The organism is Halomonas huangheensis, assembly GCF_001431725.1.
GTDB classification, from domain to species: domain Bacteria; phylum Pseudomonadota; class Gammaproteobacteria; order Pseudomonadales; family Halomonadaceae; genus Halomonas; species Halomonas huangheensis.
This window is the reverse complement of sequence record NZ_CP013106.1, coordinates 2,729,086-2,741,144: the sequence shown is the minus strand read 5'-3', so window position 1 is coordinate 2,741,144 and position 12,059 is coordinate 2,729,086. Positions and strand designations below refer to the sequence as shown.

At 59.6% G+C, this 12,059-nt stretch carries 12 protein-coding genes and 1 pseudogene; 6 read left to right on the top strand and 7 right to left on the bottom strand.

From position 1 onward, the window contains the following. Positions 1-55: 55 nt before the first annotated feature. From bioC to bioB, 4 genes are read right to left on the bottom strand one after another with little or no spacing between them, the layout of a single operon-like run. Positions 56-874 (bottom strand): malonyl-ACP O-methyltransferase BioC, encoded by an 819-nt coding sequence (gene bioC, locus AR456_RS11965; RefSeq protein ID WP_021817143.1) that lies wholly within the window; start codon positions 872-874, stop codon positions 56-58. Then, positions 874-1,629, bottom strand: a complete 756-nt coding sequence (locus AR456_RS11960) for an alpha/beta fold hydrolase (RefSeq protein WP_021817144.1) — start codon at positions 1,627-1,629, stop codon at positions 874-876. Before AR456_RS11960 ends, bioC begins: the two co-directional genes overlap by 1 nt. After that, positions 1,626-2,813: an 8-amino-7-oxononanoate synthase gene (gene bioF, locus AR456_RS11955; RefSeq protein WP_021817145.1), complete on the bottom strand. Its 1,188-nt coding sequence runs from the start codon at positions 2,811-2,813 to the stop codon at positions 1,626-1,628. Before bioF ends, AR456_RS11960 begins: the two co-directional genes overlap by 4 nt. Before the next feature lie 3 nt (positions 2,814-2,816). Beyond that, the gene (gene bioB, locus AR456_RS11950) at positions 2,817-3,953 is read right to left on the bottom strand and encodes a biotin synthase BioB (protein ID WP_081694546.1); all 1,137 of its coding nucleotides are present in this window, start codon (positions 3,951-3,953) and stop codon (positions 2,817-2,819) included. Between bioB and AR456_RS21820 the strand changes: the two are divergent. The 6 genes and pseudogenes from AR456_RS21820 to AR456_RS11925 all read left to right on the top strand — a co-directional run. Further along, positions 3,952-4,248: pseudogene (locus AR456_RS21820) on the top strand (double zinc ribbon domain-containing protein); the annotation flags it as partial. The gene bioB and the pseudogene AR456_RS21820 sit on opposite strands and share 2 nt — an antisense overlap. Before the next feature lie 15 nt (positions 4,249-4,263). Further along, entirely contained in the window at positions 4,264-4,773 is a 510-nt protein-coding gene (locus AR456_RS11945; protein ID WP_021817147.1) for a ComF family protein, read from the top strand. A 33-nt stretch (positions 4,774-4,806) separates the two neighbouring features. Continuing rightward, positions 4,807-5,793, top strand: a complete 987-nt coding sequence (locus tag AR456_RS11940; RefSeq protein WP_021817148.1) for a serine/threonine protein kinase — start codon at positions 4,807-4,809, stop codon at positions 5,791-5,793. A gap of 387 nt (positions 5,794-6,180) precedes the next feature. Next, complete coding sequence (gene folE / locus AR456_RS11935) at positions 6,181-6,738, top strand: GTP cyclohydrolase I FolE (RefSeq protein WP_021817149.1); 558 nt, start codon at positions 6,181-6,183, stop codon at positions 6,736-6,738. A 149-nt stretch (positions 6,739-6,887) separates the two neighbouring features. After that, positions 6,888-7,334: a dihydroneopterin triphosphate 2'-epimerase gene (gene folX / locus AR456_RS11930; protein WP_021817150.1), complete on the top strand. Its 447-nt coding sequence runs from the start codon at positions 6,888-6,890 to the stop codon at positions 7,332-7,334. 84 nt (positions 7,335-7,418) lie between these two features. Then, the gene (locus AR456_RS11925) at positions 7,419-8,879 is read left to right on the top strand and encodes an NAD-dependent succinate-semialdehyde dehydrogenase (RefSeq protein ID WP_021817151.1); all 1,461 of its coding nucleotides are present in this window, start codon (positions 7,419-7,421) and stop codon (positions 8,877-8,879) included. A gap of 97 nt (positions 8,880-8,976) precedes the next feature. Here the strand turns inward: AR456_RS11925 and purH are convergent, their stop codons facing one another. The 3 genes from purH to dusB form a co-directional block, all read right to left on the bottom strand. After that, positions 8,977-10,557, bottom strand: a complete 1,581-nt coding sequence (purH, locus tag AR456_RS11920) for a bifunctional phosphoribosylaminoimidazolecarboxamide formyltransferase/IMP cyclohydrolase (protein WP_021817152.1) — start codon at positions 10,555-10,557, stop codon at positions 8,977-8,979. A gap of 75 nt (positions 10,558-10,632) precedes the next feature. Further along, positions 10,633-10,875 carry a DNA-binding transcriptional regulator Fis gene (gene fis, locus AR456_RS11915; RefSeq protein WP_081694551.1) on the bottom strand — a complete coding sequence of 81 codons (243 nt, stop codon included), beginning with the start codon at positions 10,873-10,875 and terminating at the stop codon, positions 10,633-10,635. 86 nt (positions 10,876-10,961) lie between these two features. After that, the gene (gene dusB, locus AR456_RS11910; RefSeq protein WP_021817154.1) at positions 10,962-12,020 is read right to left on the bottom strand and encodes a tRNA dihydrouridine synthase DusB; all 1,059 of its coding nucleotides are present in this window, start codon (positions 12,018-12,020) and stop codon (positions 10,962-10,964) included. Between the last annotated feature and the right edge of the window lie 39 nt (positions 12,021-12,059).

Here is a 12,059-nt window from a genome sequence, read left to right as displayed (position 1 = left end):
CTGATGATGGCGATGTCGTTGCTCTGGGCTTCCAGTACCTCAGGCATCCAGTACCTCAGGCATCCAGTACCAGGGTCAGTCGCTGGTAGCTGACCGGAAGGCCTTCGGACTCGCGTAATGTTTCGTACCGATGTCGTGCCCGCTGTATATCGCTTCGGGTGCGTTGAGTGCTACTGCCACTGAGTTGAGCGCCAACACCTTTGATCGAATTCATGACCGCCTTGAGATCGGGGTAGTAGAAGCGCTGCTGGAATTCCTCAATGGCAATATCGGACCAACCGCTGAGCTGGGCAGCAAGCCGGTGCTGGGCCGCATCGCGAAATTGCAACAGACCTGATGGAGTCCCGGGCCGGCGCCAGACGTGTTCGATCTCACTCAAAGTGCCGGGAGCCAGGGTGTTGATCACCGCTCGACCACCGGGACGCATCACGCGCCGCAGTTCCCGGAGGGTGGCCGTGAGATCGGGACACCACTGAATCGCCAGGTTGGAAACGACCAGATCCTGACTGGCGTTGGCGAGGGGAAGCTGAGTGGCATCGGCGCAGAGCCAGGTAAGTCGCGGTTGCTGTGATAACTGTCGAGCCGCGTCGAGCATAGCTGCTGACAGGTCTACACCGAGCAACTGAGCCTCAGGGAAGTGATCGGCCAGTGCGCAGGTCAGGTCTCCCGGTCCGCAGCCAATATCGACAATTCGCCTCGCGGTGTTGGGCAAGTGAGGCCACAGGGATTCTGCCATTACCGCTTGAGCTCGGGCATGGCGTCGATAGTGGGGAGCCGCGCGTGAGAAGGCATGGGCGACACGCCGGGACCAGTTATTGGTGTCCTCACCCTCAGCAGATAGCCGGCTTTGATCAACACGTAGCGGAGCGTTCATCAGACGGTTTGCTCCTCAGCGGAATGCCGCTGCTGCTGACTTTGAATGTCAATGATATGTGCCTCGTGCTCGATCAGCTGTGCCAGAGCGCGGGGCTGACTGATCATTGGGCAATGGCCAGCATCGGCGAGTTGAGCATCCATGCTGTTGCGGACTGATTCGGCAAGTAGTGGATCGTTGTCGCCGCAGATGCGCCGGACTGGGCAGGAAATCTGCGACAGCACACTGGAAATATCGTTGTGTGCAAGGCACTCGAGGCCATGGGCCAGAGTGTCGCGATCGCCGGACAGGGTCTCGCCTATCAGTCTGCTGAGCGTCTGGAAGCCACTGCGCGGTGACGGTTCGCCGCTCAACTGCCAGCGCAGAAAGTGCTGCCATGCCTTGTCTGGATCACGGTCGAAGGCACTGCGGAAATTGGCCAGAGTCGCCTCACTGACGCCTTGCGGATGACAGAATCGTGAGCCCATGCCGAGCAGAACCAACCCTCGAGGTGTCGGGAGATGGTGGGCGAGGGCAGTTGCCTGCAGGGCGCCCAGCGACCAGCCGACCCAGATGGCATCTGCGGAAAGGTCCTCAGCCATGGCCGAGGACAGGGCGGCGATAGGGGCTTCTTCAGTGGCCTGGTCCAGTGTTGGGCGTTGTCCCATGCCTGGCCAGTCCGGAGAGGTAAGTTGGGTAGTGTTGGACCAGTAAGGTGCCAGAGGTTGCCAGATGCGGGCATCCAGTCCCCAGCCGGAAAGCAGTATCAGCTTCATCGCTGTAGCTCTCCCTGTTGGCAATGCTGCAAGGCGTTGACCAGGCGCTCGATGCTGCCGACGTCATGTCGAGCGCTGAGGGTAATCCGCAGCCGAGCCTGGCCAGCGGCCACCGTGGGTGGACGAATGGCTCCGACACTCAACCCCTGTTCAGCCAACTGATGACTCCAGCGCATGACCCGAGCTTCGTCGCCGAGCAACAACGGCTGAATGGGAGTCGAGGAATCCATCAGCGGCAGACCCGCTGTCAGGGCTGCAGCACGGAAATGCGCGATCAGGTGCTGCAGGTGGCGGCGGCGCTCGGGTTCGCTGGCACAGATCGATAGCGACTCGAGGCTGGCACTGGCCACCCCGGGAGGCAGCGCAGTGGTGTAGATATAGGGTCGAGCAAATTGGATCAGGTGGTCGATCAATGTGGCATCACCGGCGACAAAAGCGCCGGCGGTGCCAAGCGCCTTGCCGAGAGTCCCGACCAGTACCTGAACCTGGTCGCTGGCGTAGCGCTGGCCGACACAGCCGTCACCATGCTCCCCCAATACGCCAAACCCATGGGCATCATCGATCATCAGCCATGCATGGTGGTGTGCTGCGATGCTGGTAAGTGCCTCGAGTGGCGCAATATCACCGTCCATGCTGAATACACCATCGCTGACAATCAGCCGCCTTTGTCCAGGCGCGGCTCGAGTCAGCAGGCGCTGCAGGTCGTCGCCGTTGGCATGGTGATAGCGGCGTGAACGCGCATTGGCAAGCCTTGCACCGTCGAGCAGGGAGGCGTGATTGAGACGATCCTGAAATACCAGACAATCGCTGTCGCACAGGGCCTGGAGCACGCCCAGATTCGCCATGTAACCGGTGGAAAACAGCAGAGCGCGCTCGCGGCCGGTATGCCTGGCAAGGGCCTCCTCCAGCTCATGGTGGACATCGCAGTGCCCGGTCACCAGGTGTGAGGCACCACTGCCGGCACCATGACGTTGTGCGCCGCGCTGCTGGGCTTCGATGATCCGCGGATCGCTGGATAGCCCCAGATAGTCATTGCTGGCGAAGTCGATTCGCTCATCACCTGACTTGCGCACGGCGCGATGGCGCCAGCGTCCCGCCTGCTGTTGGTTGGCCGCGTGGTGGGCGAGAAAGGTCTGCCAGTTTCCCATGTTCATCAGGCTGGTATGTTCATCAAACGGGCGCATCCATCAAGCCGTAGCGTCGTAGAAGAGGGATTCGTTGGTGCGACGCTGAATGGCGGCCTCGAGGTGTTGCTGCTGCTCGTTGTCGCTGCGGCAGACCTCGCGCTGTTCGGGGTGCAGGCCGAGCTTGTCGAACAGTGCCCGGTCCCGTGCGAGTTGTGGGTTGGAGGTGGTCAGCAGCGTCTCACCGTGGAAGATCGAGTTGGCTCCGGCAAGGAAGGCCAGTGACTGGGTTGACTCCGACATCTGCTCGCGGCCAGCGGAGAGGCGCACATGGCTCTTTGGCATGAGGATGCGCGCTACGGCGATGGTGCGGATGAAGTCGATGGGGTCGAGGTCGTCGACGTCCTCCAGCGGAGTGCCTGCCACTTTGACCAGCATGTTGATCGGCACTGACTCGGGCTGTGGCTCGAGGCGGGCCAACTGCTGCAGCAGGGCAGCCCGGTCCCGGGAGGATTCACCCAGGCCGACAATACCGCCGGAGCAGATGCTCATTCCGGCCTGGCGGACGTGATCCAGGGTTTCCAGACGGTCGCCATAGGTGCGAGTGGTGATGATCTCGCCATAGTATTCCGGCGAGGTGTCCAGATTATGGTTGTAGTAGTCGAGCCCGGCATCGGCCAGCTGTGAGGCCTGGTCACCATCGAGCATACCCAGCGTCATGCAGGTTTCCAGCCCCAGGTCCTTGACCTGACGGACCATTTCCAGCACCACATCAAGGTCTTTCTGGCGCGGGCTGCGCCAGGCGGCGCCCATGCAGAAACGGCTGGCGCCGGCATCGCGCGCCGCACGAGCCTGGGTGACGACCTTCTCGATTTCCAGCAACTTCTCCTTGCCAAGGCCGGTGTTGTAGTGCCCTGATTGAGGGCAGTACTTGCAGTCCTCGGGGCAGGCACCGGTCTTGATCGATAGCAGGGTGGAAATCTGCACGGCATTGGGGTCGAAATAGGTGCGATGAATCTGCTGGGCGCGGAACAGCAGATCATTGAAGGGCAACGCCAGCAGTGCCTCGATCTCTTCCACTGACCAGTCATGGCGAACGCGTGAATCCGCATGGGTTGGAGTGGCAGGAGCGGGAGATGGAGTGGTAGCGAATGGAGCGGTCGCGGATGACGATGTGGCGGACTGGGAGGTCAATGTCATGGTCAACTCTGCTGGATATTTTAAGTTTACACGAAGGATAAAGACTTGGCGTTCACTGTCAACCAGTGTCATTTTCAAAGTTAACTGCCTGGCCGGGAGATGGTTGCCGGGAAGCTGTCTGTTGTGTCGAGAAGGTTTGCCTGCGGGGGGCAACGGCTCGGGGCTGGGCAGGGAGGGGGCGGCTGGGCTGTGTGAGGCGTGTTATCGGCAATTGCCATGGAACCATATCGCCTGTCGACGATGCGCCGAGCCCTTGAGCAGGTCCCTCGATAAGGTCACACACCACGGTTTGTGTGGTCGCTGTCTAGTCTTGCCGCCGGCCTATACGGCTTGTCATGCGCCACTGCTGTATCGTGGAGAGGTGCAGCAGTTGGTGCAGCGTTTCAAGTTTCATGCTGACCGTCATGCGGGGCAGCTGTTGGTCTCGTTGCTTGCCGCTCAGTTGAGAGCTGTGCCGGATCTCGAGCGCCCAGAGGCGCTGCTGGCGGTGCCTGCAGATGCAGCGCGTGCCCGTCAGCGTGGGCTTCAGCATGCTGAGTGGCTGGTGCGCCAACTGGCAGCGCGCCTATCACTGCCTGTGATTGAGGCACGCCGTCAACGACAGGGCACGGCGCAGCGTGGTCTGAGTCGCAGTGCCAGACTGCGTAATATGCGTGGAGGCTTTCAAGTTGACGGCACGCTACCGAGGCATGTGGCGCTGGTGGATGACGTGATGACCACTGGGGCAACCATGGAGCACCTGGCGCGTTGCTGTCTGCGCTCAGGAGCTGATCGTGTCGATGCCTGGGCGATGGCAAGGACACCTGCGTCGAGGGTCTGATAGCATGCGTGGATATTATTGTCTGGAGTTTCCATGACCTCGCCGCTGCTTCCCTTTGCAGAACTGTCTCCGGCCCTTGTGGTGTCGGCCATCGAGTCGCTGGGTTTCTGGCTGCCGGGAGAGCCCTTCGCTCTCAACAGCTACGAGAATCGCGTCTACATGGTACATGACGATGATCGCAAGCGTTGGGTAGTCAAATTCTACCGTCCCGGCCGCTGGACGGATGAGCAGATCCAGGAGGAGCACGATTGGCTCTTCCAGCTGGCGGATGCCGGTGTGCCTGTGGGTGTTCCCTGGCGCAACGATGCCGGCGAGAGCCTGCACCATGGCGAGGGCTTTCGCATCGCGTTGTTTCCGCAGTTGAGTGGTCAGGCTCCGGAGTTGGAAAATCCTTCCCACCTGTTTGTGCTGGGCGAACTGATAGGTCAGATGCATGCGGTTGGAGAGCGGCAGGAGTTCTCCACACGTCTGCGTCTGGAACCGGTCAGCATGGCGGCACAGGCTGGCGAAGTAGTGATGGCAAGCGGTTGGATGGATCGCCGTCAGTGTCAGGCCTATGAACGTGTCTCCAGCGCCATGATACGTCAGATGGAGGTGATCGACTGGCAGCAGTTTGCCTGGCTACGTGTTCATGGCGATTGTCATATCGGCAACATGCTTGGACGTGATGAGCACTTCGCACTGGTTGATTTCGACGATGCACTGATGGCGCCTGCGGTACAGGACCTGTGGATGCTGCTTACCTCCGAGGACGTCGAAGAGCGCTTCATGCAGTACAGCGAAGTGGTTGAAGGTTACGAACAGGCTCGAGAATTCGACACTCGAGAGCTGGAGCTGATGGAGCCTCTCAGGGCGCTGCGTCTGGTGCGCCACAGTGCCTGGGTGGTATCGCGTTGGGAAGACCCTGCGTTCCCTGCGGCCTTCCCCTGGGTCAGAGGCGCGGAGTTCTGGGATACTCACATTCGCCAGTTGGAGCAGCAGCGACTGGCAATGGACAAGACGCCGCGTTGGTTGGCGTGAGCATTGTTTACCGAAGTAACCTCTTTTCATGCGCAAGTCGCTGGTGGGATGACGTTTCTGGCGCTGCGCAGAAGTGTTGGCTGAGGTAGACTACGGCGCTTGTTGTTTCCGAATTGTACGTTGCGTTCAATGGTGTACAAGGTATGTATGCGCACAAGACCCACCTACGCAACGCTACGCTGCGGTCACATCTTTGTTTGGCAATGTGTAAACTAGATGGTTTGTATTTTGCCAAGTGCCAGAATTCCTGCTCGTGTGACGCGTTCTCCTTTGGTGGGGGGAGTTCGGTCGTGATGCGAGCGTGATTGCCAACCTGCATCAGCCATTCGCAAAGTGGTGGCAGCGCCATCGCAGCCGTTAGCTGGATTTCCCCTGAAGGGCCTGACCATGATCGACTCTCTTGCCAACCATTATCGCAACCTCATCACGGAACTGGGCGAAGACCCGGACCGCGAAGGACTTGTTGATACTCCACGGCGCGCGGCCAAGGCCATGCAATTTCTCAATCGCGGCTATACCCAGTCGCTCGAGGAAATCGTCAATGGAGCAGTATTCAGCTCCGAGACCGATGAGATGGTGCTGGTCAAGGACATCGAACTGTACTCGATGTGTGAACACCATCTGTTGCCGTTCATCGGTAAGTGCCATATCGCTTACCTGCCCAACGGTAAGGTGCTGGGACTTTCAAAGTTTGCTCGTATCGTCGATATGTATGCGCGCCGCATGCAGATCCAGGAAAACCTGACCCGCCAGATCGCTGACGCTGTACAGCAGGTCACCGATGCTCAGGGCGTGGCAGTAGTCATTGAGGCGCGTCACTTATGTATGATGATGCGTGGTGTCGAGAAGCAGAATTCCAGCATGACGTCATCGGTGATGCTGGGTGCTTTCCGCGAGAAGTCGTCAACTCGTCAGGAGTTCCTGACTCTGGTCAATGGCCGCTGAGCCGGGGGTTAGAGCCGGGGTTTAGAGCCAAGTTCCAGAGCCGGGTTTCGGCGCCAGAGTCCAGAGCCAGTTAATGATTCCAGCGGCTGGCGGCCGATAATAATCAACAACCGTATCTCCTGGTTGATAACCGTGTCAGGGAGGGCAGTATGGCATTACACGTGTTGGATGATCAGCATCTCGACCATTCATTGGCGACGATCCGTATCAAGAACCTGCGTTTGAGAACCTACATCGGTATCAAGGATGAGGAGCTGCGCAATCAACAGGATGTGATCATCAATGCGGTGATTCGCTATTCCGCAGATGCCGCCGTGGAGTTCAACGAGATCGAGCAGGCGCTGAATTACCGCACCATCACCAAGGAAATCATCGCCCATGTCGAGAGTAATCGCTTTCTGCTGCTGGAGCGTATGACCCGGGAGTTGCTTGATCTGATCATGAGCCATGAGCAGGTGCTGACGACCCAACTGGAAATCGACAAACCTCACGCGCTGCGTTTTGCGGATTCCGTGTCGATTACCCTCTCTGCGTCGCGCCAGACGCGGCGTCGGGAAAATTCGCAACTATTCGATAGTGATTCAGATAAATCTTGAGTCGCTGTCAGGTTGGCGATCCGGGGGTGTAGCGCTTAGCATGGGAGTCGATTACCCATTGCTGTTTCCCTCAGGAGCTACCCCATGACTTCGTTACAGGACATGCCGCTGTTTCGTCCCTTCGCCTATATTGATGGCAGTTGGGTCGCCGCAGATGGCGATGAGCAGATCGATGTTGTGAATCCCGCCACCGGCGAGGTCATCGCTCAGGTGCCGCGCCTTGGGCGTGCCGAGACCGAAACGGCCATTGCTGCAGCGGATGCCGCCTTGCCTGCCTGGCGCAACCTCTCCGCTCAGCAGCGTGCCGATATCCTGATGAAGTGGTACGAGCTTATGCTCGAGCATCAGGATGAGCTGGCTACCATCATGACCCTCGAGCAGGGCAAGCCCCTCAAGGAAGCGGCTGGTGAGATTGTCTACGCAGCCAGCTTCCTGCGCTGGTTCGCCGAGGAAGGTCGTCGTGTCTACGGTGAGACCATTCCGGCAGCCAATTCCAATCAGCGCATCGTGGTGACCAAGCACCCCGTGGGTGTCTGTGGTGCCATCACTCCCTGGAACTTCCCGGCGGCGATGATCACCCGCAAGGCGGGGGCTGCGTTGGCGGCGGGTTGTACCATCATTTGCAAGCCCGCCAGTCAGACGCCGCTGTCTGCGACGGCGCTGGCTTTGCTCGCCGAGCGCGCTGGTGTTCCGCGTGGTGTGTTCAACGTGGTGCCGGGGGCCGCCAGTGAAATCGCCAGTGCTCTGACCGAGTCTTCGGTCGTACGCAAGGTGACCTTCACCGGTTCGACAGAAGTCGGCCGCAGTCTGATGGCGCAAGCCGCACAGCATATCCAGAAGATTTCCCTGGAGCTGGGTGGCAACGCGCCGTTCATCGTCTTCGAGGATGCGGATCTCGACGCAGCTGTCACTGGTGCGATGGCCGCCAAGTTCCGTAATGCCGGGCAGACTTGCGTGTGCACCAATCGTTTCCTGGTGCAGTCCAGTGTGATCAACGCCTTCAGCGAGAAACTGGCTGTGGCAATGAACAGCGAACTGACCGTTGGCGATGGTGTTGATGCCGGCGTCAATATTGGCCCGCTGATCGATGACAAGGCCGTGGCCAAGGTCAACGAGCACGTTCAGGATGCCGTGGATGGTGGTGCTGAGCTGTGGATCGGTGGTCACCCGCATCCGTTGGGCGGCAATTTCTTCACGCCAACACTGATCAGTGGTGCAACCTCCTCAATGAAGGTCGCCGGCGAAGAGACCTTTGGCCCGCTGGCGGCAGTCTTTGCCTTTGATGATGAGGCCGAAGCGGTGAGCATGGCCAATGACACCGAGTATGGTCTGGCGGCGTATTTCTATACCCGGGACATGGGCCGCATGTGGCGTCTCGCCGATGCGCTGGAATATGGCATGTTGGGTATCAATACCGGCATGATTTCCAATGCCTCCGCACCTTTCGGTGGTGTCAAGGCATCCGGTCTGGGTCGTGAGGGTGGCCACCAGGGCCTGGAAGAGTTCCTCGAGACCAAGTACCTGTGTATTGATCTTGGGGAATGATGGCGCAGAGGTAAGAAGGAAGAGATAAGAGACAAGAGCAGGACAAACGAAAAGCTCGGGGCTTGAACCCCGAGCTTTTCTATTCTCTACACCGGGATCAGTGACGGAAGTGGCGCATTCCGGTGAAGACCATGGCGATGCCGGCCTCATTGGCTGCGTCGATGACTTCCTGGTCGCGCATTGAGCCACCGGGCTGAATCACTGCGGTGATACCAGCGCTAGCGGCGGCATCGATGCCGTCACGGAAGGGGAAGAAAGCATCGCTGGCCATGACCGAGCCGGGAACCGACAGGCTTTCATCGGCGGCCTTGATGCCGGCGATGCGTGCCGAGTAGACACGGCTCATCTGACCTGCGCCGACACCGATGGTCTGTCCCTCGCGGGCGTAGACGATGGCGTTGGATTTGACGTACTTGGCGACCTTCCAGGCGAATTCCAGATCACGCATTTCCTGCTCGGAAGGCACGCGCTCTGTAACCACGGTCAGATCGTCACGACCGACCATGCCCAGGTCGCGGTCCTGGACCAGTAGGCCACCAGTGACACGCTTGAGGTCGAGGCCGGTATCGCGCTGGTTTGACCAATTGGCGCTGACATCGAGCAGGCGTACATTCTTCTTCTCGGCGACGATGGCACTTGCCTCGTTGCTGATCCCGGGAGCGATGATGACTTCGACGAACTGGCGGTCAATGATTGCGCGTGCGGTTTCGGCGTCCAGCGGGACGTTGAAGGCGATAATGCCGCCGAAGGCGCTGGTCGGGTCAGTCGCGAATGCCTTGTCATAGGCTGCCAGAGCGGTATCGCCCACGGCCACACCGCAGGGGTTGGCGTGCTTGACGATGACACAAGCGGTTTCGGTGAAGCCCTTGACGCACTCGAAGGCGGAATCTGTGTCGGCGACGTTATTGAACGACAGCGGCTTGCCCTGCAGAGTCACAGCAGTGGAAACACTGGGCTCGCTAGCCTGCGGATCAACGTAGAAGGCGGCCTTCTGGTGCGGGTTCTCGCCATAGCGCATTGACTGCTTGCGCGTCAGTTGCATATTCCAGGTGCGCGGGAAGCCATCTTCGGAGTCTTCCACCAGACGACCCAGGTAGTCGGCGATGGCACCGTCGTAACCAGCGGTGTGCTCGAAGGCCTTGACCGCGAGGTCGAAACGAGTGGCCTGAGCGAGAGCGCCAGCGTTGTTCTGCATCTCGTCGATGACCCGGGCATAGTCGTTGGCATTGACGACGATGGAGGTGTAGGCGTGGTTCTTGGCGCAGGCGCGAACCATGGTCGGGCCGCCGATATCGATGTTCTCGATGGCGTCCTCGAGTGTGCAGTCGGGGCGTGCAATGGTCTCGGCGAAGGGATAGAGATTGACCACGACCATGTCGATGGGCGCAATACCATGCTGCTCCATGACCTCATCATCCTGGCCGCGGCGACCCAGAATGCCGCCATGAATGGTCGGGTGCAGAGTCTTGACGCGACCGTCCATGATCTCGGGGAAACCGGTGTGCTCGGATACCTCGGTGACCGGGATACCGTGTTCACTGAGCAGGCGGAAAGTGCCGCCGGTGGACAGCAGTTCAACGCCCTGAGCATGCAGTGCGCGAGCGAAGTCGACGATCCCGGTCTTGTCCGACACGCTGATCAGGGCGCGACGAATGGCGATGGGAGAGGAATGGGCCATGGGGGTTGGTCTCTATAGCAGTCGATGATCGTGGTGGAACAAACGCAGGAAGGGAGCCGCTGGGCTCCCTTCCTTCTAGATCAGGTCGTAGTGCTTGAGCTTCTTGCGCAGCGTGCCGCGATTGAGGCCGAGCATTTCGGCGGCGCGGGTCTGATTACCATTGGTGTGCTCAAGCACTGAAGACAGCAGTGGTGCCTCGACCTCGGCCAGTACCATGGCGTGGAGGTCGGTGACGGTGCCGCCATCAAGATGATTGAAGTAACGTCGCATGGCGAAGATCACGGCTTCTCGCAACGGGCGGTCGTCGCTGTCGGCCATGCTGGCAGAGGCCAGGCCTTCAAGATCCTGGTTTTCGTCGTCCAGCGAGGAGAACGATGGCGTCTGATCTATGGCTTGTCGGCTAGTCATGCGGCGCGGGTTCCATGGTGTGCCACGACCCTGGCCACGCGCGTAGGCGCGTCAGCGGGGTCGTGACGAAAGAGTTCGTCAATAAAATCCAGTTGGCTCTGGACATTGTCCAGGCCATTGAAAGTGGCGCGTAGCTGGCGGCGCGATGCATCGTCGAGGCGATTGTCACCGTCCAGATACCAACCCAGGTGCTTACGGGCAATGCGGACGCCCATATGCTCCCCATAGAAGGCATGCAGAGCCTTCAGGTGTCCACCGAGCACGCCACATCGTTCAGTCATGTCTGGGGCGGCCAATTTTTCACCGTATCGCAGGTAATGGTCGATCTCGCGGAAAATCCATGGGTTACCCTGGGCACCGCGACCAATCATCACCGCATTCGCACCAGTATAGTCGAGCACAGCGCAAGCCTTGTCGGCTGATGTGATATCACCATTGGCGAAGACCGGAATCTGTACGCTGGAGACTACTTCGGCAATGGTGTCGTACTCGGCGTCACCGGTGTAGCGCTGCTGGCGATGACGGCCGTGCACGGCCAGCGCTTGAATGCCGTTGTCCTCGGCCAGCCGCGCCACACGCACGGCATTATTGCTGTCGGCGCACCAACCAGTGCGAATCTTCAGGGTCACCGGAATGTCCACGGCCTTGACCACCGCTTCAAGAATCTCGGCCACCAGCGACTCGTCGCGGAGCAGTGCAGAACCTGCGGCCTTGTTACAGACCTTCTTTGCCGGACAACCCATATTGATATCGATGATCTCGGCGCCCTGTTCTGCATTGAGCCTGGCCGCGGTAGCAAGCATCTCGGCATCACCACCGGCAATCTGCACGGCACGGGGCCCCGGCTCGCCGCAATGGTCCATGCGCAAACGTGATTTTCGCGTGTTCCACAATGCAGGATCGGCGGTCAACATCTCGCCCACTACCAGGCCTGCACCCAACTGTCGGCATAGGGCGCGAAATGGCCGATCGGTTACACCAGCCATGGGTGCAAGAATCACACGGCTGGTGAGGCGATGGGGGCCAATGCTGGGCAGTGGGCGAGTATCGGACATGTATCTGGTCCTTGATCGGGGCTGCATATCATACGCGTC

Coding starts and splice junctions, on each gene's coding strand:
- folX (WP_021817150.1), top strand. CDS start 6,888: ATGGCATTACACGTGTTGGATGATCAGCATCTCGACCATTCATTGGCG.
- AR456_RS11925 (WP_021817151.1), top strand. CDS start 7,419: ATGACTTCGTTACAGGACATGCCGCTGTTTCGTCCCTTCGCCTATATT.
- bioC (WP_021817143.1), bottom strand. CDS start 874: ATGAACGCTCCGCTACGTGTTGATCAAAGCCGGCTATCTGCTGAGGGT.
- folE (WP_021817149.1), top strand. CDS start 6,181: ATGATCGACTCTCTTGCCAACCATTATCGCAACCTCATCACGGAACTG.
- fis (WP_081694551.1), bottom strand. CDS start 10,875: ATGGCCGACAGCGACGACCGCCCGTTGCGAGAAGCCGTGATCTTCGCC.
- dusB (WP_021817154.1), bottom strand. CDS start 12,020: ATGTCCGATACTCGCCCACTGCCCAGCATTGGCCCCCATCGCCTCACC.
- bioF (WP_021817145.1), bottom strand. CDS start 2,813: ATGCGCCCGTTTGATGAACATACCAGCCTGATGAACATGGGAAACTGG.
- bioB (WP_081694546.1), bottom strand. CDS start 3,953: ATGACATTGACCTCCCAGTCCGCCACATCGTCATCCGCGACCGCTCCA.
- purH (WP_021817152.1), bottom strand. CDS start 10,557: ATGGCCCATTCCTCTCCCATCGCCATTCGTCGCGCCCTGATCAGCGTG.
- AR456_RS11940 (WP_021817148.1), top strand. CDS start 4,807: ATGACCTCGCCGCTGCTTCCCTTTGCAGAACTGTCTCCGGCCCTTGTG.
- AR456_RS11960 (WP_021817144.1), bottom strand. CDS start 1,629: ATGAAGCTGATACTGCTTTCCGGCTGGGGACTGGATGCCCGCATCTGG.